We start from the raw sequence: 25021 nt of genomic DNA, 5'->3' as shown, positions 1-25021 counted from the left end.
TCGTCTGGCGCGAGACAGTGGCTGCGACAGAGGAGATCTGAGATGCACCTCAGGACGAGCGTCGAGCGAAAAGTAATAACGCCGCCATTGCGCAAAAGGACTGACCCCGTTGTCGCGCAACACTCGGTAGCAGCACCATGACCCGCCGGCTGTCACCGCGTCGAAGACTGCGGTATCGCTACCGCCTGGCGGCGGCGGTCCTGTCCGTCTCCCTGCCCCTGCTGGTCGTGCTTGCGTTGCTGTTGACGAACTCGACGGCGACGAGCCTCACCGCCGCGGCCGAGCAGAATGGGCAGAGCGTCGCCCACGCCCTCACGCTGCGCCTGGAGGACTGGCTGGCCGAACGGCGTGAGAGCCTGACCGTCCTCGCCACGACCGCGGCCGCCGACCCGGCTTCTGAGGAGACCCGGTCCGCGCTGGCGCACGTCGCGGAGACCGGGGACGAGTTCACCCTGATCGAGGTCACCGACCTGGACGGCGAGGTGCTGTTGAGCAGCGGAGCCGGCGCCGGGATCGACCCGTCCGGCCAGGAGTGGTTCCTGCGTGCCGCCGAGGGCCAGTCGGTCCTGACCTCGCTGGTCCGGCAGGGCGACCACATCGAGTGGGTCATGGCACAGCCGGTGCTGGGCGAGGACGGCCGCCCGCAGGCCGTGCTGATCGGCAACCTCAACCCGGTGCGGCTCTCCGACCTGCTCGACCCGGGGCTGGAGGAAGCCAGCGAGGTCTTCACGGTGGACTCGCAGCTTCGTCTGATCCACAGCACCGAGGAGATGGCCGAGGTCCCCGACGACACCGCGATGCTGGCTGCCGGCGCGCTCAGCTCCACCATCGACAACGCCGCAACCCGGCAGGCGGCCACCACCGGCCAGCCCGGCGCCGCGCGGTTCACCGACCCGCACGGCCACGACGTCATCGGCGGGTACGACCTCGTCGACGACCTGGGCTGGATCATCGTCGCCGAGGAACGCGCCGACGTCCTGCTCGCCCCGGTGGCCACCGAGCGCCAGTACGCCCTTCTGGTACTCGCGGTCGGGATCGTCCTCGCGATCGGAGCAGCCCTGCTCTTCGGCGTCCACGAGGCGCGAAACCTCAGGAAGTTCGCCGACCGGACCACGAACGCGGGTGTGGAGGTGAACTCGGCGGCGGCCGAGCTGTCGGCGTCGTCGGACGAGCTGGCCGCGACCACCACCCAGCAGAGCGCCGCGTTCACCCAGGTCGCGGTGACCACCGAGGAGCTGTCCCGGTCCTCGGCGGCGATCGCCGAGACCGTCGACGACGTCGTCCGGCAGACGGCCGAGACCAGGGACAACCTCGAGCAGGCCGAGGGCGACATCGCGACGTCGAGCGAGCGCACGCTGACGCTGGCCGGCCGCGTCAACGACATCGACGCCCTGCTCGAGCTGATCAACGACATCGCCGACCAGACCAACCTGCTCGCCCTCAATGCGGCGATCGAGGCCGCCCGCGCCGGCGAGAACGGCCGCGGCTTCGCCGTCGTGGCCGACGAGGTACGTCGCCTCGCCGAACGTTCCAAGGCGTCCGCCGGAAACATCGCCGAGATCGTCGCGGCGGTCCAGGACGAGACCAACGCCACGGTCATCGCGATGGAGAAGGGCGCCAAGCAGATGCAGCACGGCTTGGTGCTGCTCGAGGCCGTGACCCACGCCCACGACCAGGTCCGTCTCACGACCCAGCAGCAGCGCAGCGCCACCGCGCAGGTCGTGGAGACCATGGAACAGCTCAGCGACGCCAGCCGGCAGGTCTCGGCCACCGCCCAGCAGATCGCCGACGCCGCCGGCAACCTCGCGGACCTCGCGGGCAACCTCGAGAGCACCGCGGCCGCGGCACGGGACCGGTACTGACGTGCCGGCGACCGGGACACCGATGACCGACGTCCACGCCCTGTTGCTCCCGGTGGGAACCGACCTCCACGCGCTGCCGGTGGACTGGGCACGCGAGGTCGTCGCCGGCCCGACCCTGACGCCGTTGGCGACCGCGCCGCAGGTCGTCATCGGTCTGTTCAACCTGCGAGGTCAGATCGTCCCGCTGTTCGACACGGCTGCTCTGCTGGGCCTGGGGAGGGTCGAGACGGTGGCGTTCGCCGTGGTCGTGAACAGCGCGCACGGTCTTGCCGCACTGGCGACGACCGGCGTCCCTCAGCGTCGGATGCTCGATACGCCCGCCGGGCCCTCCGACCTGCCGGGGACCACGGGGCTCTATCAGGTGGGCCGGCAGGCGGCCGCGCTGCTCGACCCCGCGGCGCTCCTGTCCCCCGAACGCGTGCGGGACCCGGCCGCACGGCTCGACCTGGCCTCGAACGGGGACGGCTGATGTCGGGCATGAGCCCGGAGCGGGTGCGTCAGCTCTTCGCGCAGGAGGCCGAGGTCCGGCTCGCCGAGCTGGGCAGGCTGCTGCTCCGGCTCGAGCAGGACGCCGACGACGAGACCCTCGTGGGGTCCGTCTTTCGCGAGCTGCACACGCTCAAGGGCTCGGCCGCCGTCGCCGGGCTCGACGAGGTGAGCCGGACGGCGCACGACCTCGAGGAGGTGGTCGAGGAGGTGCGGGCCGGGCGGCGACCGGTCACCGCCGAGCTGGTCGACACGCTCCTGCGAGGCGCCGACCAGCTCGGCGCGGCCATCTCCGGATCGGAGGCCGAAGGGCCGGCGGCCGCCCAGCCTTCGGCCGTGGACCAGGCTCCGGGGCCCGCCGACACGCGACCAGACCCCCCTCCGACCGCGACGGGCGCAGCCAACTTCATCATGGTTCCCGCCGAACGCCTGGAGGAGCTCGCCCGCCTCGTCGGCGAGACCACCTCGGCCCAGCTGCGCGTCGGGCGGATGCTCAACGACAGGTTCCGTGTCGACCCGGCCACGGTTGCCGAGTTCAACGAGCTGTCCCGCTCGCTCAACGACCTGCGCGACCACGCGATGCGCGCGCAGATGGTGCCGGTGTCCACCGTCACCGACCAGCTTCGCCGGGCGGTGCGCGACATCTCGCGCGCCCAGGGCAAGGACGTCCGGTGGGAGGCGGCCGGCATGGACACCGAGATGGACCGCGGCGTGCTGCGCCGGTTGTCGGACTCCGTCCTGCATCTGGTGCGCAACGCGATCGACCACGGCATCGAGTCGCCCGAGGAGCGGGAGCGGGTCGGGAAGCCGTCCCAGGCGGCGCTGCGCCTCCACGCGATGCAGCTCGGCTCGGAGGTGATCATCGCGGTGAGCGACGACGGCCGGGGCATCAACACGGAGCTCGTCGAACGGGAGGCGAACCGCCTCGGCATCGACACCGAGGGTCTCAGCCACCAGGAGCGTCTCGGGCTGAGCTTTCAGGCCGGGGTGTCCACCGCGCAGTTCGTGACCGACCTGTCGGGGCGCGGTGTCGGCCTCGACGTCGTGCGGGCCAGCGTAGAGGCGGCCCATGGGCGAGTCGAGGTCCATTCGGAGCCCGGTGTCGGCACCGAGTTCCGGATCATCGTGCCGATCACCGTGGCCGTGCTCCGCTGCCTGCTCGTCGAGGCCGCCGGCCGGCCCTTCGCGTTGCCCTTCCACCGGGTGCTGCTCTCCCAGGCCCAGGAGCCCTCCGGTGCTGACCGTGCCGACACTGCCGATGCCGCGCGCGCCGAGGGAAGGCCGGTGGTGTGGGTGGACGGCAGTCCGGTGCCCGTCCAGGCGCTCGGCGAGACGCTCGGGCTCGCCGGAGGCGAGACGTTCGAAGGGCCGGTGGTGGTGCTCGCCAGCGCCTCCCGGAGGCACGCTTTCGGCGTCGACCGGCTGATCGGCCAGCGCGACGTGATCATCAAGGCACTCAGCCCCGTGCTTCCTCGCCTGCCGCTGGTCGCGGGTGCCGGCGTGGAGCCCGACGGGTCGATCCTCGTGGTCCTCGACCCGCCCGGTCTGATCCAGCAGGCCGCGCGGACAGGTCGGACGGGCCGGACGAGCATGCCGACGGCGTCCGCCGAGGCCGTCGGAGCCGCTCGGCGCAGCGTGCTCGTCGTCGACGACGCGCTCGTCATCCGCGAGCTGCAGCGCGGCATCCTCGAACGAGCCGGGTTCGACGTGCGGGTCGCTACCGACGGGCAGCACGCGCTGAGGATGCTCGGCCAGGAGCGCAGCGACCTGGTCGTGACCGACATCGAGATGCCGAGGATGGACGGTTTCGCACTGACCGAGGCGATCAGGGCCCATCCGAGCCTGGCCAACACCCCGGTGCTCATCGTGAGCTCCCGTGCCAGCGACGCCGACCAGCAGCGGGGTATGGACGTCGGCGCCGACGGCTACATCATCAAGAGCGCCTTCGACGAGGCGAGCCTCGTGACCGCGGTGAACCGCCTCCTGGGGGTGAAGGCATGAACGCCGGGACCCTCGGCGGCAGAGCCGGCCAGATCCGCGTGGTCCTCGTCGAGGACGCGTCCGCCCAGCGGAGCCAGCTGGTGTCGATCCTGCAGGCCGAGGGCGACATCGTCGTCGCGGGCTGTTCCTCCACCGGCCCGGAGGCCATCGAGCTCGTCGCGACGTCGCGGCCCGACGTCGTCGTCCTCGACCTGCATCTCCGGGACGGGCAGAGCCAGCGGGCCGTCGAGCAGATCATGGCGCGAACGCCCACGCCGATCCTGATCCTGTCCGCCCGCATCCGCGACAGGCGCGCGCCCTCGGCGGTCGCGGCTCTCGTAGCAGGCGCCCTCGATGCCGTGCCGCGGCCACCGCAGTGGACACCCGCGGAGGGCGCGGAGCTGCGGCGAGCCGTCCGCCAGATCAGAACGGTCCACGTCATCCGGCATCCGCGGGGCAACCATGCATTTGACCCACCACGCGACGCCGCGCCCCGCACGGACGGGCGACCGGTCGTCGCGGTCGGCGCCTCGACCGGGGGACCCAGCGCCCTGGCCATCCTGCTCGGGGGCCTTGCCGGGCTCCAGGCCCCGGTGCTGGTGGTTCAGCACCTGCATCCCGACTTCACGACGAGCCTGGTCAGGTGGATGTCCCGGGTCTCCGCGCTCCCCGTCGAGACCGCCCGGCACCACGAGACCGCGCGGCCGGGGCGGGTGTACTTCGCCCCCGGCGACCGTCACCTTCACTACGCGGCCGACGGCAGGCTCGAGCTGGTCGAGACGCCGGCGACGACGCACCGGCCGTCGGCCGACGAGCTGTTCCGGTCGGTTGCCCGCACCGCGGGCTCGGCGGGGATCGGCGTGCTGCTCACCGGCATCGGCGACGACGGGGCGCGGGGACTGCTGGCGATCCACCAGCGCGGTGGTTCGACCCTCGCCCAGGACGAGGCCTCGTCCACGGTGTTCGGGATGCCGAAGGCCGCCGTCGGCGTCGGCGCGGTGACCGAGCTGATCCGGATCGAGAAGCTGGCCGACGCCGTGCAGCGGGCAGTGCGCGAGGTGGTGCGCGGATGACGCACAGCCATGGTCTCGAGGCCGTGATCGACCGGGTGGCCGACCTGCTCCACCTGCGCATCGGCCTGCGCCCGGACAAGACCCTGCGGGGGCGCCTGCGCCGGGCGGTCCGCGAGGAGGCCGCGCGTCACGGCCAGGATCCGACGGCGTACCTCGACCGGCTGACAGTGGACGCCGCCTCGCTCCAGGGCTTGATGGACCAGGTCACGGTGCAGGAGACAGGGTTCTTCCGCCATCCCGAGCAGTTCGACGTGCTGGTGCGCGAGGTGCTGCCGAACGTGCCCCGGCCGGTGCGGATCTGGAGCGCGGGGTGCGCCAACGGCCAGGAGGCCTACACGCTGGCGATGCTCCTGGAGGAGCAGGGCATCGACGGCGCCGTCGTAGCCACGGACCTCTCGACCGCGGCGTTGCGGCGAACGGCGGCCGCTCGCTACCGCCACCGCGAGGTCAACGGCCTGTCGCCCAGCCGGCTCGAGCGGCACTTCACCCGCGTCGAAGACGGCTGGGAGGTCAGCAAGACGGTCCGGTCCCGGGTCAGCACGCTGCACCACAACCTCCTCGACCCGCTCCCGCCCGAGGTCCTGCCGTGCCAGGTGGTCTTCTGCCGCAACGTGCTCATCTACCTTGCCCCGGAGCAGGTACGCCTGTTCCTCGACAGGATCGCCGGGGGCCTCGCCCCGACCACGACGCTCGTCGTCGGCGCTGCCGAGACGCTCTGGCAGGTCTCCGACCGCTTCCGTGCCATCCGCGTGGGCGACACGTTCATCTACCGCCAGCGGCCCGCCCACGTGGGCTCCTCAGCACAGCGTCCCCGCCCGGACCAGCGACGGCCCGCGGCCCCGACGGCCACACCGCACCCGCGGAACCCGCTCCGGACGCGCACGTCCCCGGCGGCTACGCCAGCTCCCGCCGCTCCGGCGCGACCCGCCCGCCCCGTCAGGAGGGCCGAACGACCGCCGGGGGCGCCCGAGCCAGAGCCCACCGGACCGGCCGACCAGCTGGAGACGGCGGGCCAGCACGCCATCGCCGCGGGTGACTACAGCGCGGCGGTGGTGGTGTTTCGCAAGTGGACGTACCTGGAGCCGCACAACCCGGTGGCCCAGCTCCACCTCGGGCTGGCGCTCGAGGCAGCAGGCGACGACGGTCCGGCGCGGCGCGCCTTCGCGGCGGCTCGCCGCGCCCTGGTCGACGCCGGCCCTGACCACACGCCCGCCGGGCTCGACGGCTACGCGGCAACCGAGATCCTCAAGCTGCTCGACTCCAGAACGTGACGAATCAAGAACGTGAGAGGTCCCTCATGACGACGATGGTCTGTTTCCGGGCGGCCGGCGCGGCATACTGCCTGCCCCTGCAGGCAGCTCGCTCGGTCCGCACCGCCGCGGACGTGATCCCGCTGCCGGACACGGCCGCCGACGTCGCGGGCATCATCCCGGGGGACCCACCCCTGACGGTGATCTCCCCGCTCAATGCGAGCGGCCGGCACATCCTGGTGATCGAGGCCCAGGGACAGGCATTCGGCCTGCTCGTCGACCGTGTCACCGGCCTCCGGCGGGTCGACGCCGACGACATCCGGCCTGCTCCGAAGGGCCAGGGCCGCCATCGTCTCGTCTCGGGGACGATCGACGCCGACGACGGCATCGTCTTCGTCGCCGACCCGACCGCACTGGCCGGACGGCTATGAGCGCCACGACGGTCCTGATCGCCGACGACTCGCTCGTGATCCGCGCCGTGGTCCGGGACGGTCTGGAGACCGAGGGCTACCGCGTGGTGGAGGCCGTGGACGGGCTGGACGCGGTCGAGCAGTGTCGTGCGGACCCGCCCGACGTCGTGCTCCTCGATGTGGAGATGCCCGGCCTGGACGGGTACCAGGTGCTGACCGAGCTGAAGGGCGACAGCGAGCTGCGGGACATCCCGGTCGTGTTCCTGACCTCCCGGAGCACGATGGACGATGTGGTGTCGGGGCTGCGCGGTGGTGCGCACGACTATCTCAAGAAGCCGTTCGAGGGAGCGGAGCTGCTGGCCCGTGTCGCGGCGGCGTCGCACGTCAAGAAGTTGCAGGACGAGCTCCAGGAGCGCAATGCCGCACTGGAGGAGCTCAGCCGTATCGACTCGCTGACGGGTCTCTACAACCGGCGGTTTCTCGACGAGGAGCTGGCTCGCCGGCACAGCGACTCGCTCCGGCACGGGTATCCGCTGTCGGTGGTGCTGCTGGACGTCGACCATTTCAAGCTGGTCAATGACACCTATGGGCACTCGGCCGGTGACCAGGTGCTGCGTGCCTTCGCGGGCCGCCTGCGCCGGGAGCTGCGTGCCGGCGACGTCGGCGGGCGCTGGGGCGGTGAGGAGTTCCTCCTCATCCTGCCGCACACCGAACTCGACGGCGCCTTCACGGTCGCCGAACGGATCCGCTCGGCGACGGCCGCGGAGCCTGTCGCTGCGGACGGCCAGAGCATCACCGTCACGGTCAGCGGCGGCTGCGCGCTCGGCCCTTTCGGATCTTCCGAGGCCATGGTCAAGCTTGCCGACGCCCGCCTTTACCAGGCGAAGCTGGCCGGCCGGAACCAGATCGCCACGGCTGCCTCGGCCGGCCTCCGAGCGCCGTGAACTACCGCTCCAACGTCTCGCCCTTGCGCCAGGCGTCGCGGAGCAGCCCGATGAGCCGGGGTCGCTCGGCAACGATGCCCTCCGACAACCGCGCCGCGGTGTGCACGGCCAGCCACGACTCCACGTGCTGGAGCGGCCGCCGCGAGCCCTGGGCGTAGGCCCGCGCGTACCCGCGGGCTAGGAGCGCTCGCCCGGCCGCGACCAGGCCGCGGGTGACCAGCGGCGTGCCGGGCAGTGGGTCGGAAGCCGGCGCCACCTGGTTCCGCGCACTTCTTGTCGTCGGCCGCCCGGGCCAGCACCTCGCCTACGCTGAGCGGGTGAGCACGCCGCCTGAGTTCTCTTCCTCCCGAGAGGCCGCATACGACCCCCGGATCCTGGTCTTCGGCCGACTGCTCGGCGCCGCGAACCGGCTCGAGTACATCCTGGGCCGGGCGCTCGAGGAGGAGACCGGCCTGAGCCACACTCTGTTCGAGCTGCTGCTCGTGGTGGGCCGCGGCGGGCCTGACGGCGTGCCGGTGCGGGATATCGCGCAGGCACGCGTCCTCACCTCGGGCGGCGCGACGCGCCTGGTGCAGCGGGCGGCCGACCAGGGACTCATCGAGCGCAGGCCTTCCGTGTCCGACCGGCGCATGCAGCTCATCTTCCTCACGCCCGCCGGTGAGGAGCTCCTCCTGCGCGCGAGCGCGGTCCACGCGCGCAACATCGAGCGGTACCTCGTCGACGTGCTGCCCGCCGACCAGGCCGAGACCTTCGCGGTCGCCATCCGCACGCTCAGCAAGAGTGCGGAGCAGCAGCTTCCCGTGATGCCCTGAGCTCCTCGGGAATAGCTGACTAGTCAGCCTTTGTTAGGTCGGCATGCGGCAAGCGCGCCGCGTCGCCCGGCCCCTCCCCGGGCGCCCCGAGGAAGGATTCACCATGACGCTGTCCTTCGAGGTCTTCGACCTCGACTTCCCCGCCGGCTCCAAGAACAAGTCGGCAGTCCTGGTCACCGGCGAGAGCGAGGCCCTGCTGGTCGACGCCGGCTTCACACGCGCCGACGGACACCGTCTCGCCGCCGCGATCCTCGACTCCGGCAAGACCCTCGGCACGGTCTTCGTCAGCCACGCCGACCCAGACTTCTACTTCGGCCTCGAAGTCGTCGCGGACGCGTTCCCGGACGCAAGGATCGTCGCGACCCCCATCGTCATCGAGCACATCGAGGCCTCGTACGAGGGCAAGCTGAAGGCGTGGGCCGCGCTCGGCCCGAACCTGCCGACCCGCCTGGCGAAGATCGAGCCGCTCGACGGCAGTGTCATCGAGGTCGACGGCTCCCGGTTCGAGCTCCGGGGCGGCCCGGCCGGCCTGCCCGACCGCCACTACCTGTGGAACGCCGAGCACCGGGCGATCATCGGCGGCGTGCTCCTCTTCCAGCAGGAGCACGTGTGGGTGGCCGACACCGCGACCCCGGAGCAGCGTGCGGCCTGGATCGAGCTGCTCGACGAGATGCAGGCGCTCGACCCGGCGTTCGTCGTCGCCGGTCACCGCCTCCCGGAAACAGCGAACGACGCGAGCGCCATCGACTACACCCGCACCTACCTGCGCGACTTCGAACGCATCCTCGAGAGCTCGGCCGACGGCGCCGCCACGACCGCGGCTCTGGTGGCGGCCTACCCCGGCTCCGGGATGCTGATCGCCGCCCAGATCGGGGCGAAGGTCGCGAAGGGTGAGATGACGTGGGGCTGACCGAGACGTCGACGGCGCCGCGCGACGTCGTCCGCCGGCAGTACCTGGCCTCCGCCGCCGGTGACCTCGACGCGCTGCGCGCCACCCTGGCGCCGGACGTCGAGTGGACCGAGATGGCCGGTTTCCCCCTGGCCGGCACCTACCGCACGCCCGAGGGCGTCACCTCGAACGTGATGACGCGGCTCGCCGAGGAGTGGGAGGGCTGGGCTGCCCACGACGACACGTACGTCGTCGACGGCGAGAACGTCGTGGTGCTCGCGCGCTACACGGCCGCGCACCGCGGCACCGGCAAGGAGCTGAACGTGCGCGTCGCCCACCACTTCGTCGTGCGGGGTGGGCTCATCGTGCGCTTCGAGCAGTTCGTCGACACCGCGCTCGTCCGCGACGCGGCGACGGCGTAGGCCGCAAGTCCCGCGTCCATCACGACGCCCGACGGCGCCGAGCCGCAGGTTGCGCGTCAATTAGGGCCTCGAGCCGAAGGTTGCGGGTCCATCGACCCCTCGGTAGACCCGTAACCTTCGGATGGACGATCGCCAGGACGCGCAGGTTGCGGTTCGACACCAGAGACACGGGATTTCCCCACGGGGTGAGGTCTCCCAGGTCACTCCCGGTGGCGCCGCCATGCCGCCCACGGCCGGGCGTAGGGCCCGCCGGACGCGAGGAGCTCGGCGTGGGTGCTCAACGGAGCCGGTCCGAAAGAACCGAGAGCGCCTGTGAACTTCTCGCCGCAAATCTGAGGATCGGGTGACGGAGCCGGGTTGCGGCACACTGCACACAGGTTCCGCGCTTACTCTCGTCTTCTCCCGCAGCCTCACGTCCGCCGCCCCCGAAGGAGCCCCAGTGACGGTTCTCGACCTCGTGCTCCTCGTGGTGCTGCTGCTCGCCCTCGCCGCCGGGCTCAGCCGGGGCCTGCTGGCGACGCTCGGCGGGCTCGTCGGCCTCATCCTCGGCGGCCTCGCTGCCTTCTGGGCCGTGCCCGCGGTCAACGACTGGCTCCCCAGCTCGGAGTGGCGCGGCCCGGTGTCCGTCGCCGTGGCCGTCATGCTGCCGCTGTTCGGCGCCTCGCTCGGGGCGGGCCTTGGCCGGAACCTGCGGCAGGGCGTGGACCGCACGTCGCTGCGTCCGCTCGAGCGGCTCCTCGGCGGCGTGGCGAACGTTGTTGTCGCCGCCCTCGCGCTCTCGTTCGTCGGCAACGCGGTGGTGGCCACCGGCGCGCCGGGCGTCGCCTCGGCGGTCTCGTCGTCCGCCGTCCTGCGCACCATCGAGGACCTGACCCCGCCCGCGGTGGGCCGCCCGCTCGCCCAGATGCGCGCCATGGTGCTCGACGACGGCCTGCCCCGGCTGAACATCCTGCTGGTGCCGCGGCAGGCCCCGGTAGTGCCCGCCGTCGACCTCGACAACCCCGAGCTGGAGGAGGCCGCGCAGTCGGTGGCCCGGATCTCGGGCATCGCGTACGCGTGCGGAAAGAGCTCGACGGGGTCGGGCTTTGTCGTCGCCCCTGACCGGCTCGTCACCAACGCGCACGTCGTGGCCGGCGTGGACCGGCCGGTCGTCGAGCTTCCCGACAGCGCGGCCCTGGAAGGGCGCGTCGTGTACTTCGACCCCGTCGACGACCTCGCCGTGATCGCCGTGGAGGGCATGACCGCGGAACCGCTCGACATGGCGCCGACCCTGACGACGGGCGACCGCGCCGTCGTGCAGGGCTACCCGTACGGCGGGCCGTTCACCTCCACGAGCGCCGGGGTGCTCGGCGTGAACACGGCCCGCGTGCCGGGCGCGTACGGCGGCCGCGGCGCCAACCGCGAGGTCTACTCCCTGGCCGCAGTGGTGCGTCCCGGCAACTCGGGCGGACCGGTCCTGACGACCAACGGCCGGGTCGCAGGCGTCATCTTCGCCCGCGCCGACTCCGAGGCCGATATCGGCTATGCGATGACAAACGCCGAGCTGCGCCCGGTCGCGGCCCAGGCGGCCGGCCTGGACACCCCGGTGTCGTCGGGACGCTGCGCGGGCTGACAACGAGCCGGACGGGAGGCCGGTAATGTGAGGTGGCCTCCAGCGCCACTTCATCCATTGCAGCGCAGCGACAGGAACCAAGTGACCACCACCGAGACCCAGCCCGCCGTCATTCCCGCCGCCCTCACGAGCATCGTGCCGATCATCCCTGGCTTCCACCCCGACCCCTCGGTCTGCCGGGTCGGCGACGACTACTACCTGGCGAACTCGTCGTTCGAGTACGCACCGGGTGTCCCCCTGTGGCACAGCCGCGACCTGCTGACCTGGTCCCTCGTCGGGAACATCCTCGACCGCCCCGACCAGTTCCTGGCCGGGCATGCGTCGTCCGACGGGGGTGTGTACGCCCCGACCCTGCGCCATCACGACGGCAGGTTCTGGCTGATCACCACCGACGTGTCCGGCCGCCCCGGACAGCTCGTCGTCTCCGCCGAGGACCCCAGCGGGCCGTGGAGCGCCCCGACGTTCCTCACCGGCCTGCGCGGCATCGACCCCGACCTCGCCTGGGACGAGGACGGCACGTGCTACGTGACGTACTGCTCCAGCGACCCGGAGCTGCGGGGCATCGCCCAGGCCCGGGTCGACCTCGAGACGGGTACCGTGCTGGAGGCGCCGCGACCACTGTGGAGCGGGATCGGGCTCGCCCACCCCGAGGCGCCGCACCTGTACCGGCGGGGCGCGTACTGGTACCTGCTCATCGCCGAGGGCGGGACGGAGCGCGGCCACAGCGTCTCGGTAGCGCGTGCGGACCGGCCCGAGGGCCCTTACACCGGCGCCCCCACGAACCCCGTGCTCAGCCACCGCAGCACCACCCACCCCGTCCAGAACACCGGCCACGCCGACCTGGTCGAGAACGCGGACGGCAGCTGGGCAGTGGTCTACCTGGGCGTGCGGCCGCGCGGGGTCACGCCGATGTTCCACGTCAACGGCCGCGAGACGTTCCTCGCGGGCATCGACTGGGTCGACGACTGGCCCGTGGTCGACGAGGACCGCCACAGCGGGCCGGTCCGCGACACGTCGTACACGGACACCTTCGACGGCTCTCGACTGCACCCCCGGTGGGTCTCCCCCGGTGCCGGCCTGTCGGAGGTCGCGGCACCTCAGCCCGGAGGCGGGCTCCAGCTTCGCCCGGGAAGCGGGCCCCGCGCCGTCGTCGGCGCTCTGACCGCACGCGTCGTGGACCCCGCATGGCGCTTCGAGGCCGACCTCGGCCTGGCGCACGGGTCGGGCGCGCTCCTGCTGCGCCTGGACGACGCCCACTGGTGCGAGATCCGCGCCGACGGCGGCCACGTGCACGCCGTCGTCCGCATCGGTCCCCTCGAGACGCAGCACGGTGCCGCGGTCACGCTGGCCGGGCCGTCGCTCACGCTCCGGGCCGAGGCGCTCCCTCCGACGACGGGCGGGCCGGACGACGTGCGCTTGTCCGTCGTCGTCGACGGCACTGAGCACGAGCTGACCCGCTTCGACGGCCGGTACTTCTCGACCGAGGTGGCCGGCGGCTTCACCGGGCGCGTCGTCGGCCTCCGGGCGCTCGACGGCGTCGTCGACGTCGCGGAGGTGCGCTATACGCCGCTCGTGGCGGACGTGTCTCGATGACCAGACGATGAGGGAGCGCGGGTTCTCGACCCGGGCTCCCTCATCGCTCTCCTCGTCCGACGACCCGCGGCCTGACCGGCGACCCAGCCTCCAGCTCGGCTCACATGGCCCGGTAGTCCGCGATCGGCAGCTTTGGCCCGCGCCGCGGCGCGCGGTGCCGCCCGTCGATCATCAGCAGGCGCACCACCCGGTGCCGGTGCGGCGCGTACGGCGCCAGCAGCCGCAGCATTCCGGCGTCGTCCGCGCGCTCGCCGGCCAGCGCCCAGCCGACGGCGGCCGGCAGGTGGAAGTCGCCCACGGAGACGGCGTCGGCGTCGCCGAACGCCCGCTGTGCCACCTCGGCCGAAGTCCACACCCCCACGCCCTGCACCTTCTCCAGCCGCGCGCGGGCCTCGGCGGGCGCCATCGCCGATGCCTCCTCGAGCCGCGGCGCGACCAGCGCGCACCGCGCCACCGTTCGTGCGCGTCCGGGGTCGACGCCGGCGCGGTGCCAGTCCCACACCGGCACGCGGGTCCACGTACGCGCGTCAGGTACCACACGCATCCCGCTCCGCATCCCCTCCGGCGCCGGGCCGGGCGCCGGCGTGCCGTACCGCATGACGAGCCATCGCCACGCCCGGTGCGCCGTGACGGTCTGCACGCGCTGCTCCAGCACAGCGGGCACGAGGGCCTCCAGCACCCGGCCGCTCGCCGTCATCCGCATGCCGGCGGCGCGACGGTGGGCCAGGTGCGCCTGCTGCGGCGGCACGAACCCGGTGAGGTCGTCGTCCTCGCCGAGCAGCACCGGCAGTGCCTCGGCGGCCTCGCGGGCACCGTCACCCCACAGGTGCACCACTACCTCGTGCGGCCCGGCGGGCGCGAACCGCTGCGTCACCGGGCCGGTGCGCAGCAGCGACGTGCGCCAGACGGACCCGTCGGCGGCCCGGTGGAACGTCGGGTCCGCCGGACCGTGTCCGAGCGGCCCGAGCGTCAGGCCGACGTCGAGCCGGCGCGGCGAGGTGTGGCGGACGGTGAGCACACCCCAGTGGACCACGCCCGGCCGGCGACACGCCCGGACGGCCGACACGCACGCACAAACCCACGAGCCGCCGAGCTCAGGTGACCGCGTGCTCGGTCTCCACCCGCGCCACCTCGTGCACAACGGTGTTGACCAGCATGGGGTGGCCGAGCGGCCGGAAGTGGCCCGACAGCGGGAGCTCGATGTTCCGTGCGCCGGGAAGCTCGCCGGTCTCCGGGATGTGCGGGTCGAAACGGGGGTACACGGCAGTGATGCGCTCGTTGACGAGGAGCTCGCCCGCGAGCGCCAGCAGCACCGGGTCGCGCGGGTCGAACGACCGCAGCGCCTGAGGGAGCATGTACCGGGCCCAGCGCGAGCCGGTGAACGGCGTGGCGATCGCGACCATGCCGAGCACCTGGTCGCTGGCGGGCGAGAGCAGCACGCGCTTGCCGATAAGGCCGCCCTTGCTGTGCGCCACGAGCACGGCGCCGGCCAGCCCGGTTCGTTCGAGGTGCTCGACCACGACGTCGGCCGACTCGGGAACGGGCCGGGCGTTGTGCTTCAGACCCGGGACGGCGTGGATCGGGTGGCCCGCGCGGGCGAGCGCGGTCGCTACAGGGCCCAGGAACTCCCACGTCTCGTAGATGCCGGGCAGGAGCACAACGGGCGACCGGTCGCTGGGCAGCCGGTCGCTGGGCACGGCGGGCAGTGGTGGGCGCAGGAGGTGGCGCAGCTGCCGGTCGGTGGCCCAGGCGTAGTCCGCGGCCCACGCGCCGAGCCGCGCGAGCGCCGGGCCCGGCGCGCGACGTCGCTCGGTCACCCGATGCCCCGTTCCGCCGACCGCCATGCCTCGCGCACGGTAGTGCCTGACATACCGCCAGCATGGGTGTACACGCCCCCGCACGCGAGATGCGTGACGCCGGATGGCGAGTTCCCTGGCCCGGTGCAACCGTGGCCCTATGCGCGTCGTCATCGTCGGAGCCACCGGAAATGCCGGAACCGCCCTGCTGCGGGCCCTGCACGAGGAACCGAAGGTCACGTCGATGCTGGGGATCGCCCGGCGGCTACCGGACCGGAGCGCCGAGCCCTATCTCCATGCCGAGTGGGCGGCCGCCGACGTCGCGACGGAGGGCGCCGACGAGACGATCGTCGCGCAGCTCGCCGAGCACTTCCGCGACGCGGACGCTGTCGTCCACCTTGCCTGGCTCGTCCAGCCCAACCGCGAGCGCGACATGCTGCGCCGCGCCAACGTGGAGGGCACCCGCCGGGTGGCCGAGGCCGTGGCCCGCGGCGGTGTGCCGCACCTGGTCGTCGCCTCGTCGGTGGGTGCGTACTCCCCCGTCGACGACGACACGCCGCGTCGCGAGGACTGGAGCGCCGAGGGCATCCCGACGTCGCACTACAGCGTGGACAAGGCCGCGCAGGAGCGGGTGCTCGACGAGTTCGAGGCGGCGCACCCCGACATCGAGGTGGCGCGGCTGCGGACGGCGCTGATCTTCCAGGCCGACGCAGCCCAGTCGGTGGTCCGCTACTTCCTGGGCCCGATCGTGCCCACCCAGCTCCTGCAGCAGGGCCGGCTGCCCGTGTTGCCGCTGCCCACCGGCCTGCGCATGCAGGCAGTGCACGCCGACGACGCCGCGGACGCCTACCGGCGCGTGATCGTGCAGCGTGCTCGCGGCGCGTTCAACGTCGCGGCGGACGACGTGCTCCGCGGCGAGGACCTCGCGCGGATCGTCGACCACGGCAGGCTGATCGAGGTGCCGCCCGCCGCCTGCCGCATGGCGGTTGCCGCCGCCTACGGCAGCCGGGTGGTCCGCGCCGATCCCGGCTGGCTCGACATGGCGATGGCCGTGCCGGTGCTCGACACCGCCCGGATCCGGACCGAGCTCGGGTGGGCACCGCGCCGCACCGCCGCATACGCGGTCGAGGAGCTGCTCGCGGGCATGGCCGTCGGGCAGGGGCTGCGCTCCGCTCCCCTCCGCCCCGCGACCCCCCGGCCCACGGGCACTTCCGTGATGCCGCTGCTGCACCGCGGGGACGCGCGGATCCCGGACTCGATGGACCGCTACCTCTTCGGCCTCTACCTCTCCGACCACCTCAGCGGCGCGACGGCGGGCCTGGAGCGCATGGAGCGCATGACCCGCGCCTACCGGGACACGCCGTTCCACGCCGAGCTGGCCGAGGCCACCGAGCAGATCCGGGCCGAGCGGGAGCTCTACCTCGACCTGCTGGAACTCCTGGAGGTGCCGCGGCGCCGGTACCGGCAGGCGGCGCTCTGGCTCGGCGAGAAGGCCGGGCGGCTGAAGCTCAACGGCCGGCTCGTCGAGCGGTCACCGATGACGGGGGTGCTCGAGGCGGAGCTCATGCGGTCGGCGGTCCTGGGCAAGATCAGCGGCTGGCAGACGCTGCTCGAACATGCCGACGACATAGGCCTGGACGCCACGCAGCTCGACGAGCTCATCGAACATGCCGACCAGCAGATCGAGATGCTCGAACGGTTCCACGAGTACGCGCGCGAGCGGGCGTTCCGGTATCAGGAGCGGTGACCGTCGCCGTCGTCGGCACGGTGGGCCGCCGCGCCCCGGTGAGCCGCCACGCGCAGCTCGCGGCCGCGCTCGACGTCATCCAGGCGCTTCGCCTCCCGCTTCTCGCTCGCGCGCACGTCCTTGGGCGGCAGCTGCACGGACTCCTCCGCGGCGATGCCGCCCTGGAGCTCACGGCCGCGCTCGAGCTCGGCGTCCAGCTCCGCACCGAAGAGCAGCGCGAGGTTCGTGATCCACAGCCACAAGAGGAACACGATGATCCCGGCCAGCGAACCGTACGTGGCGTCATAGCTCGCGAACGTCGCGACGTAGAGGCCGAACCCGGCGGACGCGAGCATCCACGCCACTATCGCGACGACCGCCCCCACGCTGATCCAGCGCATCCTGGGCTGCCGCACGTTCGGCGTGACGTGGTAGAGGATCGCGATGAGCACCGCGGCCAGCAACAGCACCACGGGCCATTTGGCGATGCCCCAGACCGTCACGGCCGTCGTGCCTAGCCCGACGGCGTCGCCGACCGCGCGGGCAACCGGCCCGCTGAGCACGAGCGCCACGACGATCAGGGCCGCCATGACGACGGCCACGAGCGTGACAAGCAGCGTCACCGGCATGAGCTTCCACACGGGCCGGCCCTCGTCGATCTCGTAGACCCGGTTCATCGCGCGCCCGAACGCGCCGACGTATCCGGAGGCGGACCACAGGGCCAGTACGACACCGAGGACCAGGGCGAGCCCTGCTCGGCCCCCGCCCTCGGCGGCGTTCTGGACAAGGGGCTCGACGACAGCCAGCACTTCCGGCGGCACGACGCCGTCGAGCGTACCGACCACCTGCTCGACCGCCTCCCCGCCGTCCCCCACGAGCCCGAGCACGGAGACGAGCGCGAGCAGGGCGGGCGCCACCGCGAGGACCGCGTAGTACGTCAGCGCGGCGGCCAGGTCCAGGCACTGGTCGCGCGAGAACTGCCGCACCGTGGTCCGCAGGACGTACGTCCACGTCCTGCGGCGCAGGTCCGGCGGCGAGCCCGGCTGGCGCGGGTCGTCCGGCGGCAGGGCGTCCGCCCGCTCGGCGGCGCGGTCGATGCCTTCCATGTCAGTCGGTGCCCGCCACCCGCGAGCGGACGTCGGAGGCGGCCTCACGACCGTGCTCTGCGACCGACTGCGCTGCTTCCTTCGCGGTGTCCCGAACGGCCTCCGCGCTCTCCCGCGCCGGCTCCTCGAGGTTGTGGGCGACCTCGGTCGCGGCCGCCTTCACGTCGCCCACGAGCGGTGCGGCCCCCTCCTGGACGGCCGTGGCGGCACGCTGCTCCGTGCGGCTCGACGGGAAGAGCGACGCGACCACGAGCCCCACACCGAAGGCCACAAGGCCCACGGCCAGCGGGCTGCCCTGCGTCTGCTCGCGCATCGCGCGGGGCGCCGAGCCCACGGTCTCGGCGACGGACGAGGCGGTGTTCCGGGCAGAGCCGGCGACCGACGCCGCCGCCTCCCGGCCACGGTCAGCCATCTCGTGCGCGGTGCCCTCGGCCGAGCCCATAGTGTGCTGCGCCGTACCCATGACCCGGTCCTTCATGCGGGTCACGCGTGACCGCACACGGTCCGCCTGGCGCCGCGCGGCGTGGCTCGGGTTGACCTTGTCGCCGAGCGTGTCGACGTCGCGGCTGAGCTCGTCGCGCGTCCGTTCGATGTTGGCCCGGATCTCGTTCGGATCGCTGGTGCTCATGAGTTCTTCTCCTCGTTTCCTCGCAGTGCGTCGGGGATCTTCTTGACCGATTCGGCGGTCTGCGGCATCCCCTCCACCGCACGCAGCTCCGCGCGCCCGCGGGCGGCGAGCACCGCGGCGATGACCGCCCACACGGCGGCGACGACCAGCGCGGACCAGCCGCCACCCATGGCGGTGCCGAGCGCCCACCACAGCGCGAGCGACAGGAACAGCAGGACCATGTAGCCCGCCACGCCCGCGCCGCCGAACATCCCGGCGCCCTTCCCGGCTCGCCGGGCGGACTGCCTCGCCTCCGCCTTCGCCAGCTCGATCTCCTGCCGGATCAGCGTCGAGAGGTCGCGGCTGACCTCACCGACGAGCTCCCCCACGCTCGGCTGGCCGGCCGTGCGCTCGGGGCCCGGGCCCGTTGTCGCGTGCCGCGCCGCGCTGGACGTGGCGAACGGGTCAGGTGTGCTCGACATAGGTCTCACTCCTGGTGGTCTGCGGCCCCGGGCCGTCCGACGTCGTCGGCGGGAGCGCGGGCGGCGTCCCCGCGGACGCGAGGCCCTTCCCGGACCTGCCAGGACGCCGGGCCGCGTCGCCGTCGCCGCCGGACGCGTCCTTCGCGCCGCGCAGGAACCGCCCGACGAGCAGGCCCGCGCCCGCCGCCATGAGGACAAACGCGCCCGGCCGGCGCCTGGCGAAGTCCTCGACCTCGTGCAGGACGTCGGCGGGCTCCCTCTCCTCGAACCAGCGTGCGGCCCGGGCGGTGACCTCCCCCGCACGCTCCACCAGGTCGCTCGCGTAGCCAGGGTCCCGGGTCCCGCCGGCCATCTGGCCCAGCTCGTCGCCCAGCGCCCGCAGCCCGCCCACAAGGTGCTGCTGCTGGGACTGCACCTGGGTCCTGAGGTCGGCCCGCGTGCGGTCGACCAGCCCGCGGGTCCGGTCGCCCGCCTCGTGGGCGACGTCGCGCACCCGCTCCCGCGCCTCCTGGGCCGTCTCCCGGCCGGCGTCACCCACCTGCGACGCTGCCTCGGTGACCCGTTCCTTGACGCCTGGCGCATCCGCCCCGGCGCCGCCTGTCGTATGGCCGGGCGCCCAGGATCCCTGCGCACCGGCCCCTCCGCCGTACGGAACGTTCGTCTCGCTCATGGTCGGACTCCTGTCGTCGTCCTCGCCCGGACAGACCAGGCGGGATCGCAGAGCACGAGCCGCCGGGGTCCGTGCTCCACCAGTGCGGCCTCTTCCTGACCACGCACCAACGTAGGACGACGGGCGCCACTCGCAACCGACGGGATCTGCCCGGCCGACCCCAGCGGGAAAGAAACTAGAGGACAGGGCTGTCCGAATCGTCCGAACAGCACTACACTTGGATACTCGAAGTCATGAAGCGGCTTCCGGTCCGAAACGGATCTGGAGGTTCACGTGTCAGCGCTCAAGCACCCTCAGACGGCCGTCATGGATGGCGCTGGAGGCGAAACCGCGGCACCGGCGCAGGGCTTTTCGGCAGATGACTTTGCGAGCAGCCTCGGCCTGGGGACCAACCTCCTCGTGGGCCGCTACAGCGTGCAGCTCGCGTCAGGCAGCTGGTGGTGGTCGGACGAGGTCTACGCCATGCACGGGTGGGAGCGGGACGAGGTCGAGCCCGGCCTCGAGGCGCTCCGCTCCCGCAAGCACCCCGACGACCGCGGCCGCGTCGTCCGGGCCGCCGGCGAGGCGCTGCGGCTCGGCCGGCCCTTCGCCTGCGCGCACCGCATAGTCGACCGGAACGGCCGGACCCGTTCGGTGGTGGTCACCGGTCAGGGTTGCCCGGGTGTCCAGTCGCCGGAGCTGGTCGGCTACGTCGTCGACGTGACGCCGGTCCAGAAGGAGGCGCTGGACCGCCGGGCGGACTTCGCGGTGAATCGCGCCTTCATCAGCCAGGCCACGATCGAGCAGGTCAAGGGCGTCATCGTCGCGTTGCGCGGCGTCGACGAGGCGACGGCCTCCGAGACCCTGGTCTGGGCGGCGAGGCGGGCCGGTGTCTCGCTGCGCCTTGCGGCCGACCAGATCATGGCCACGCTGCGCGCCGGCGCCGACGGAGAGCCTGTGACGCCGGACGCGCTGGCCCAGGCTCTGGATGCCCTGCACCCGGTGGATCGGCCGCGGGGTCACGATCCCCTGCTGACCCGGCGTCCGCGCCGGATAGGCGGCTGAACCCTTCGGACGACCCGGGCGAGGACCAGAGCGAGAACAAGAAGGACGAGCCCGGCAAGGGGCGCCTGCGCTAGTGCCGCGGAGGCGCCCCACGTGTCGGCGGCGCGCCCGGCGAGCGATGCCGCGAGCGCCGAGCCGCTCGCGGAGCTGTTCCAGGAGAAGGCCTGGGTGAGGACGCCCGAGTGGACCGACAGTGCAGGACACACGCCCTCGCCGCCGCCCCCCCAACGCCGGGCGGAACAGAAACATGGCCCGGGACAAGGCGGCCCTGCTGCACCTGAACCTCACCGACTCGCTCGCCGGGATGATCGTGCCGATCGTCGCGTGGGGCTTCGCCATCCTCGTCATGACCGAGTTCATGAAGGAAGTACCCAAGGAGCTCGAGGAGGCCGCGCGGCTCGACGGCGCGGGCGAGCTGAGGGTCTTCTGGTCGGTGGTCCTGCCGACCGTCTACCCCCTGGCCTTCTCCGACCCGCCGCTGCTCAACGCGGCCGGTGTGCACGAGCCGCTGGCCCTGCGCACCCTGGTGCGTCTCGAGATCGGCGACGTCGTCGCGTGGGGCGAGGGCCGCGGCGACGCCTTGCCGCCGGACGTCGTCCCGGCGCTCGAGGCCGAGCTGCTCGGGCTCGACGTGTTCGCGACCTCCCGCATCGAGTCGGCGATCTCCGCTGTGCTGCGGCGGCTGAGGCCCGACCTCGGAGCGCAGGCGCGGCTCGTGACGTTCGCCCCGATCGAGGTGGCGGCTCTTGACGGCCAGGGCAAGCTGCTCGGTCGCCCCGTCAGCGAGCTCCTCGGCGGCAGGTTGCGGGACAGCGTCGACTACAGCGCGTACCTCTTCTTCAAGTGGGGCGGGCACATCGGGGCCGACGACGACGAGTGGGGTGCGGCGCTGGACCCCGACGGCATAGTGGCGCAGGCCAAGCGGCTGATCGACCGGTACGGCTTCCGGTCGATCAAGCTCAAGGCCGGTGCCCTGCACCCGGACGTCGAGGTCGAGTCGATCCTCGCCCTGGCCGAGGAGTTCCCCGGGCTGCCCCTGCGCATCGACCCGAACGGGGCCTGGCGGCACGACACCGCCCTCGACGTGGCGCGCCGGCTGGACGGAGTGCTGGAGTACCTCGAGGACCCCGTGCTGGGCATCGACGGGATGAGCCGGATCCACGCGGAGAGCGGGCTGCCGCTCGCGACGAACATGTGCGTGGTCGAGACCGAGCACATCCTGCCCGCCGTCCGGAGCGACGCCGTCCAGATCCTCCTGAGCGACCACCACTACTGGGGCGGCCTGCGCCGGACGAAGGAGCTCGCCGCGATCTGCGAGGCCACGAACATGGGCGTGTCCATGCACTCGAACTCGCACCTCGGCGTCTCGCTGGCGGCCATGACGCACGTGGCGGCGGCCATCCCCAACCTCGCCTACACCTGTGACACGCACTTCCCGTGGAACCGGGCCGCGTTCACGGATGCGCTTCCGCGGTACTGAGCGATGCGGTACTGAGCGATGCGTACCGAGCGCTCGCTCCTCAGCTCCGCCGGCGCGAGATCGTCCGGCCCAGCCAGACGAGGGGGTCGTAGCGCCGGTCCGCCACGCGCTCCTTCATCGGGATGAGCGCGTTGTCGGTGATGTGGATCCCCTCGGGGCACACGTCGGTGCAGCACTTGGTGATGTTGCACAGGCCGAGCCCGTGCTCGTCCTGTGCCGCCTGCACCCGGTCGGCGACGTCTAGCGGGTGCATCTCGAGCTCGGCGATCCGCATGAGGAAGCGCGGGCCGGCGAACGACCGCTTGTTCTCCTCGTGGTCGCGCACGACGTGGCACGTGTCCTGGCACAGGAAGCACTCGATGCACTTGCGGAACTCCTGCGACCGCTCGACGTCGACCTGCCCCATCCGGTACTCGCCCGGCGCCAGGCCGGGTGGCGGCGTGAAGGACGGGATCTCGCGCGCCTTCGAGTAGTTGAACGACACGTCCGTGACGAGGTCACGGATCACCGGGAAGCTCCGCATCGGCGTCACGGTCACTACCTCGTCGCGCTCGAAGACGGACATCCGCGTCATGCACAGCAGTCTTGGCCGCCCGTTGATCTCCGCCGAGCACGACCCGCACTTGCCCGCCTTGCAGTTCCACCGCACCGCGAGATCGGGGGTCTGCGTCGCCTGCAGCCGGTGGAGGACGTCGAGCACCACCTCGCCCTCGTTGACCTCCACCTGGAAGTCCGCCAGGGCGCCGCCGTCGGCGTCCCCGCGCCACACGCGGAACCGGCCCCGGTAGCTCATGCCGTGCCTCCCTCGGTGTGCTGGGCCTCGACGCGATCCAGGTGCCCCGCCAGCTCGGGCGCCGTGTAGTACTTCTCCAGCTCGGTCAGGTCGAAAAGTGCGAGCAGGTCGGCGCGCATCGGGGCCCGTTCCGCCGGTTCGACGGCGATCCGCGGCACCACGACACCGCCGTCCGCCCCGGCCCGGACGCAGTGCGTGACGAGCACCCGGTGCCGCCACCGCGGGTCGAGCCCCGGGTGGTCCTCGCGGGTGTGCCCGCCGCGGCTCTCGGTGCGCAGCAGGGCCGAGGAGGCCACGGCCTCGCTGACCATGAGCATGTTCCGCAGGTCGAGCGCCAGGTGCCAGCCCGGGTTGTACTGCCGGTGGCCCTCGACGACGACGTCGTGCAGCCGGGCCCGCAGCTCGCCGAGCCGGTCGAGCGCGGAGATCATCTCCGACTCCGTGCGGATGATGCCGACCAGGTCGTTCATCACCCGCTGCAGCTCGGCGTGCAGCGTGTACGGGTTCTCGCCCCCGGCGGCGGCCGGGTGCGCGTCGAACGGCGCGAGCGTCATGGCCGCCGCGACCTCGACGTCCGCCTCCCGGACGGCAGGACGGCGCTCCAGGCCGACGACGTAGTCGGCAGCGCCGAGCCCCGCGCGGCGGCCGAACACCAGCAGGTCCGAGAGCGAGTTGCCGCCGAGCCGGTTCGACCCGTGCATCCCGCCAGCGCACTCCCCCGCCGCGAACAGACCCGGTACGCGCGACTGCCCGGTGTCCGGGTCGACCTCGATCCCGCCCATCACGTAGTGGCAGGTCGGGCCGACCTCCATCGGCTCGGCAGTGATGTCGACGTCGGCCAGCTCCTTGAACTGGTGATACATCGACGGCAGGCGGCGCCGGATCTCCTCCGCGGGCATGCGGCTCGCGATGTCGAGGTAGACACCGCCGTGCGGGGAGCCGCGGCCCTCCTTCACCTCGGTGTTGATCGCGCGGGCCACCTCGTCGCGGGGCAGCAGGTCGGGCGTGCGGCGGTTGTTCTCCTGGTCCTCGTACCAGCGGTCCGCCTCGTCCTCGGTCTGGGCGTACTGGCCCTTGAACACGTCGGGGATGTAGTCGAACATGAAGCGCTTGCCGTCCGAGTTCTTGAGCACGCCGCCGTCGCCGCGCACGCCCTCGGTCACCAGGATGCCCTTGACGCTGGGCGGCCAGACCATGCCCGTCGGGTGGAACTGGACGAACTCCATGTCGATCAAGTTCGCGCCGGCGCGCAGCGCGAGGGCGTGGCCGTCACCCGTGTACTCCCACGAGTTCGACGTGACCTGGAACGACTTGCCGATGCCGCCCGTGGCGAGCACCACCGCAGGCGCCGAGAACACCACGTGCCGGCCCGACTCCCGCCAGTACCCGAACGCCCCGGCGATCGCGCCGGCCTGCCCTGAGCCCGTCGAGGGGTCGGTCAGCAGCTCCGTGACCGTGCACTCGGCGAACACGCGCAGCCGCGCCTCGTAGTCGCCGGTCTCGGCGTAGTCGTCCTGCTGCAGCGACACGATGCGCTGCTGCATGGTGCGGAGAAGCTCCAGCCCCGTCCGGTCGCCGACGTGCGCGAGCCGCGGGTACGTGTGCCCGCCGAAGTGGCGCTGGCTGATCCGGCCGTCCTTGGTGCGGTCGAACAGTGCGCCGTACGTCTCGAGCTCCCAGACCCGGTCCGGCGCCTCCTTCGCGTGCAGCTCCGCCATCCGCCAGCTGTTGAGGAACTTCCCGCCGCGCATCGTGTCGCGGAAGTGCACCTGCCAGGAGTCGTTCTCGTTGACGTTGCCCATCGCCGCGGCGCACCCGCCCTCGGCCATCACGGTGTGCGCCTTGCCGAACAGCGACTTGCAGACGATGGCCGTCCTCAGCCCGCGTTCGCGCGCCTCGATCGCGGCGCGCAGCCCAGCGCCCCCGGCGCCGATGACGAGGACGTCGTAGTCGTGCTGTTCGGTCTCGGTCAAGGCCGGGCTCC

General features: G+C 72.4%; 24 protein-coding genes. 15 read left to right on the top strand and 9 right to left on the bottom strand.

The features are described from left to right. The first annotated feature begins 137 nt into the window (after nt 1-137). The 7 genes from IE250_RS18425 to IE250_RS18395 are packed head-to-tail and all read left to right on the top strand — an operon-like array spanning nt 138 to nt 8005. On the top strand, nt 138-1862 hold the full coding sequence (locus tag IE250_RS18425) for a methyl-accepting chemotaxis protein (protein WP_189670773.1): 1725 nt from the start codon (nt 138-140) through the stop codon (nt 1860-1862). Between the two features lie 22 nt (nt 1863-1884). After that, nucleotides 1885-2331 (top strand): chemotaxis protein CheW, encoded by a 447-nt coding sequence (locus tag IE250_RS18420; protein WP_189670772.1) that lies wholly within the window; start codon nt 1885-1887, stop codon nt 2329-2331. After that, the gene (locus IE250_RS18415; RefSeq protein ID WP_189670771.1) at nt 2331-4349 is read left to right on the top strand and encodes a hybrid sensor histidine kinase/response regulator; all 2019 of its coding nucleotides are present in this window, start codon (nt 2331-2333) and stop codon (nt 4347-4349) included. Before IE250_RS18420 ends, IE250_RS18415 begins: the two co-directional genes overlap by 1 nt. Then, nucleotides 4346-5401, top strand: coding sequence for a chemotaxis protein CheB (locus tag IE250_RS18410; RefSeq protein ID WP_189670770.1), 1056 nt, complete (start codon nt 4346-4348; stop codon nt 5399-5401). The genes IE250_RS18415 and IE250_RS18410 overlap by 4 nt, the downstream gene beginning before the upstream one ends. Further along, a complete protein-coding gene (locus tag IE250_RS18405) occupies nt 5398-6672 on the top strand; it encodes a CheR family methyltransferase (RefSeq protein ID WP_189670769.1) in 1275 nt (424 codons plus the stop codon). The genes IE250_RS18410 and IE250_RS18405 overlap by 4 nt, the downstream gene beginning before the upstream one ends. 26 nt (nt 6673-6698) lie before the next feature. Further along, nucleotides 6699-7082 (top strand): chemotaxis protein CheW, encoded by a 384-nt coding sequence (locus tag IE250_RS18400; RefSeq protein ID WP_189670768.1) that lies wholly within the window; start codon nt 6699-6701, stop codon nt 7080-7082. Then, a complete protein-coding gene (locus tag IE250_RS18395) occupies nt 7079-8005 on the top strand; it encodes a diguanylate cyclase (protein WP_189670767.1) in 927 nt (308 codons plus the stop codon). Before IE250_RS18400 ends, IE250_RS18395 begins: the two co-directional genes overlap by 4 nt. A gap of 1 nt (nt 8006) precedes the next feature. On the opposite strand, the gene IE250_RS18390 is transcribed toward IE250_RS18395, so the two are convergent. Then, a complete protein-coding gene (locus IE250_RS18390) occupies nt 8007-8261 on the bottom strand; it encodes a hypothetical protein (protein WP_189670766.1) in 255 nt (84 codons plus the stop codon). Between the two features lie 61 nt (nt 8262-8322). On the opposite strand from IE250_RS18390, the gene IE250_RS18385 reads away from it, so the two are divergent. The 5 genes from IE250_RS18385 (at nt 8323) to IE250_RS18365 (ending at nt 13333) form a co-directional block, all read left to right on the top strand. Then, complete coding sequence (locus tag IE250_RS18385) at nt 8323-8817, top strand: MarR family winged helix-turn-helix transcriptional regulator (RefSeq protein ID WP_189670765.1); 495 nt, start codon at nt 8323-8325, stop codon at nt 8815-8817. A 103-nt stretch (nt 8818-8920) separates the two neighbouring features. Further along, nucleotides 8921-9727, top strand: coding sequence for an MBL fold metallo-hydrolase (locus tag IE250_RS18380; protein WP_189670764.1), 807 nt, complete (start codon nt 8921-8923; stop codon nt 9725-9727). Continuing rightward, nucleotides 9718-10128, top strand: coding sequence for a nuclear transport factor 2 family protein (locus IE250_RS18375; protein ID WP_189670763.1), 411 nt, complete (start codon nt 9718-9720; stop codon nt 10126-10128). The genes IE250_RS18380 and IE250_RS18375 overlap by 10 nt, the downstream gene beginning before the upstream one ends. 439 nt (nt 10129-10567) lie before the next feature. Next, on the top strand, nt 10568-11740 hold the full coding sequence (locus tag IE250_RS18370) for a MarP family serine protease (RefSeq protein WP_189670762.1): 1173 nt from the start codon (nt 10568-10570) through the stop codon (nt 11738-11740). 81 nt (nt 11741-11821) lie between these two features. Beyond that, entirely contained in the window at nt 11822-13333 is a 1512-nt protein-coding gene (locus IE250_RS18365; protein WP_229872577.1) for a glycoside hydrolase family 43 protein, read from the top strand. Between the two features lie 100 nt (nt 13334-13433). Here the strand turns inward: IE250_RS18365 and IE250_RS18360 are convergent, their stop codons facing one another. Both IE250_RS18360 and IE250_RS18355 read right to left on the bottom strand, forming a co-directional pair. After that, entirely contained in the window at nt 13434-14351 is a 918-nt protein-coding gene (locus IE250_RS18360) for a DNA-3-methyladenine glycosylase family protein (protein ID WP_189671091.1), read from the bottom strand. Between the two features lie 76 nt (nt 14352-14427). Beyond that, the gene (locus IE250_RS18355) at nt 14428-15150 is read right to left on the bottom strand and encodes an esterase/lipase family protein (protein ID WP_189670761.1); all 723 of its coding nucleotides are present in this window, start codon (nt 15148-15150) and stop codon (nt 14428-14430) included. 139 nt (nt 15151-15289) lie between these two features. On the opposite strand from IE250_RS18355, the gene IE250_RS18350 reads away from it, so the two are divergent. Further along, nucleotides 15290-16876 carry an NAD-dependent epimerase/dehydratase family protein gene (locus tag IE250_RS18350; RefSeq protein ID WP_189670760.1) on the top strand — a complete coding sequence of 529 codons (1587 nt, stop codon included), beginning with the start codon at nt 15290-15292 and terminating at the stop codon, nt 16874-16876. Here IE250_RS18350 and IE250_RS18345 read toward each other — a convergent pair. The 4 genes from IE250_RS18345 to IE250_RS18330 are packed head-to-tail and all read right to left on the bottom strand — an operon-like array spanning nt 16864 to nt 19720. Next, nucleotides 16864-17961: a YihY/virulence factor BrkB family protein gene (locus IE250_RS18345; protein WP_189670759.1), complete on the bottom strand. Its 1098-nt coding sequence runs from the start codon at nt 17959-17961 to the stop codon at nt 16864-16866. The genes IE250_RS18350 and IE250_RS18345 overlap by 13 nt on opposite strands. 1 nt (nt 17962) lies before the next feature. Further along, nucleotides 17963-18589: a DUF3618 domain-containing protein gene (locus IE250_RS18340; RefSeq protein ID WP_189670758.1), complete on the bottom strand. Its 627-nt coding sequence runs from the start codon at nt 18587-18589 to the stop codon at nt 17963-17965. Next, on the bottom strand, nt 18586-19050 hold the full coding sequence (locus IE250_RS18335; RefSeq protein ID WP_189670757.1) for a phage holin family protein: 465 nt from the start codon (nt 19048-19050) through the stop codon (nt 18586-18588). The genes IE250_RS18340 and IE250_RS18335 overlap by 4 nt, the downstream gene beginning before the upstream one ends. Further along, entirely contained in the window at nt 19034-19720 is a 687-nt protein-coding gene (locus IE250_RS18330; protein WP_189670756.1) for a hypothetical protein, read from the bottom strand. Before IE250_RS18330 ends, IE250_RS18335 begins: the two co-directional genes overlap by 17 nt. A gap of 399 nt (nt 19721-20119) precedes the next feature. Here IE250_RS18330 and IE250_RS18325 point away from each other — a divergent pair, with 399 nt between their 5' ends. Then, the gene (locus IE250_RS18325; protein ID WP_229872576.1) at nt 20120-20764 is read left to right on the top strand and encodes a PAS and ANTAR domain-containing protein; all 645 of its coding nucleotides are present in this window, start codon (nt 20120-20122) and stop codon (nt 20762-20764) included. Nucleotides 20765-21011: 247 nt separating this feature from the next. Further along, nucleotides 21012-22244: an enolase C-terminal domain-like protein gene (locus IE250_RS18320; RefSeq protein ID WP_189670754.1), complete on the top strand. Its 1233-nt coding sequence runs from the start codon at nt 21012-21014 to the stop codon at nt 22242-22244. Nucleotides 22245-22284: 40 nt separating this feature from the next. Here the strand turns inward: IE250_RS18320 and IE250_RS18315 are convergent, their stop codons facing one another. Together IE250_RS18315 and IE250_RS18310 are read right to left on the bottom strand one after the other, a co-directional pair. Continuing rightward, the gene (locus IE250_RS18315; RefSeq protein ID WP_189670753.1) at nt 22285-23037 is read right to left on the bottom strand and encodes a succinate dehydrogenase/fumarate reductase iron-sulfur subunit; all 753 of its coding nucleotides are present in this window, start codon (nt 23035-23037) and stop codon (nt 22285-22287) included. Continuing rightward, entirely contained in the window at nt 23034-25010 is a 1977-nt protein-coding gene (locus IE250_RS18310) for a fumarate reductase/succinate dehydrogenase flavoprotein subunit (protein WP_189670752.1), read from the bottom strand. Before IE250_RS18310 ends, IE250_RS18315 begins: the two co-directional genes overlap by 4 nt. Nucleotides 25011-25021 lie beyond the last annotated feature (11 nt).

This window comes from Promicromonospora soli, assembly GCF_014653785.1.
In the GTDB taxonomy this organism is placed as follows: Bacteria; Actinomycetota; Actinomycetes; order Actinomycetales; family Cellulomonadaceae; genus Promicromonospora; species Promicromonospora soli.
This window is presented reverse-complemented; position numbering and strand designations above follow the sequence as displayed.

Excerpts from the sequence above, each read along its gene's own strand:
- IE250_RS18425 (WP_189670773.1), top strand. The coding sequence starts at position 138 with ATGACCCGCCGGCTGTCACCGCGTCGAAGACTGCGGTATCGCTACCGC.
- IE250_RS18420 (WP_189670772.1), top strand. The coding sequence starts at position 1,885 with ATGACCGACGTCCACGCCCTGTTGCTCCCGGTGGGAACCGACCTCCAC.
- IE250_RS18415 (WP_189670771.1), top strand. The coding sequence starts at position 2,331 with ATGTCGGGCATGAGCCCGGAGCGGGTGCGTCAGCTCTTCGCGCAGGAG.
- IE250_RS18410 (WP_189670770.1), top strand. The coding sequence starts at position 4,346 with ATGAACGCCGGGACCCTCGGCGGCAGAGCCGGCCAGATCCGCGTGGTC.
- IE250_RS18405 (WP_189670769.1), top strand. The coding sequence starts at position 5,398 with ATGACGCACAGCCATGGTCTCGAGGCCGTGATCGACCGGGTGGCCGAC.
- IE250_RS18400 (WP_189670768.1), top strand. The coding sequence starts at position 6,699 with ATGACGACGATGGTCTGTTTCCGGGCGGCCGGCGCGGCATACTGCCTG.
- IE250_RS18395 (WP_189670767.1), top strand. The coding sequence starts at position 7,079 with ATGAGCGCCACGACGGTCCTGATCGCCGACGACTCGCTCGTGATCCGC.
- IE250_RS18380 (WP_189670764.1), top strand. The coding sequence starts at position 8,921 with ATGACGCTGTCCTTCGAGGTCTTCGACCTCGACTTCCCCGCCGGCTCC.
- IE250_RS18350 (WP_189670760.1), top strand. The coding sequence starts at position 15,290 with ATGCGCGTCGTCATCGTCGGAGCCACCGGAAATGCCGGAACCGCCCTG.
- IE250_RS18345 (WP_189670759.1), bottom strand. The coding sequence starts at position 17,961 with ATGGAAGGCATCGACCGCGCCGCCGAGCGGGCGGACGCCCTGCCGCCG.
- IE250_RS18340 (WP_189670758.1), bottom strand. The coding sequence starts at position 18,589 with ATGAGCACCAGCGATCCGAACGAGATCCGGGCCAACATCGAACGGACG.
- IE250_RS18335 (WP_189670757.1), bottom strand. The coding sequence starts at position 19,050 with ATGTCGAGCACACCTGACCCGTTCGCCACGTCCAGCGCGGCGCGGCAC.
- IE250_RS18330 (WP_189670756.1), bottom strand. The coding sequence starts at position 19,720 with ATGAGCGAGACGAACGTTCCGTACGGCGGAGGGGCCGGTGCGCAGGGA.
- IE250_RS18320 (WP_189670754.1), top strand. The coding sequence starts at position 21,012 with ATGGCCCGGGACAAGGCGGCCCTGCTGCACCTGAACCTCACCGACTCG.
- IE250_RS18315 (WP_189670753.1), bottom strand. The coding sequence starts at position 23,037 with ATGAGCTACCGGGGCCGGTTCCGCGTGTGGCGCGGGGACGCCGACGGC.